Genomic DNA, 591 nt, shown 5'->3' with positions numbered 1-591 from the left:
GCATGAGTCGAGTGCGAATTCCGCGCCGGTGTAGACGGTGCCGCCATCCAGGCGCACCCCGGAGCCACCGGCCGAACGGTACACGGTGATGGTGCCCACATCCGGACGGAAACCGTTGGCCGGGTCCTCGGTGGTGATGCGCGACTGCAGCGCCCAGCCGCGGACCTTGATCTCCTCCTGGCGGATGCCCAGCTCCTCCAGGGTGGCCCCGGCGGCGATGCGCATCTGCGCCTGCACCAGGTCGATGTCGGTGACCTCCTCGGTGACCGTGTGCTCGACCTGGATGCGCGGGTTCATCTCGATGAACACGTGCTGCCCGGCGCGCTCGCCCACGGTGTCGACCAGGAATTCGACGGTGCCGGCGTTCTGGTAGCCCAGGGCGGTGGCGAACTTGACCGCGTCGCGGTACAGCGCCTGGCGGATCGAATCGTCCAGGTTCGGGGCCGGGGCGATCTCCACGACCTTCTGGTGGCGGCGCTGCAGCGAGCAGTCGCGCTCGTGCAGGTGCACGACGTTGCCGTGCTCATCGGCCAGGATCTGCACCTCGATGTGCCGCGGGCGCAGCACGGCCTGTTCCAGGAACACGGTCGG

The 591-nt window shown here is 68.9% G+C and carries 1 pseudogene; it reads right to left on the bottom strand.

Annotated features, from left to right (window positions below):
- Positions 1-591, bottom strand: a pseudogene (locus tag JCM19049_RS16990) (pyruvate carboxylase); the annotation flags it as partial.

It is taken from the genome of Arthrobacter sp. JCM 19049 (genome assembly GCF_001310435.1).
Note: the sequence above shows the minus strand (reverse complement) of the source record. Positions and strands in the feature narration are given on the sequence as shown.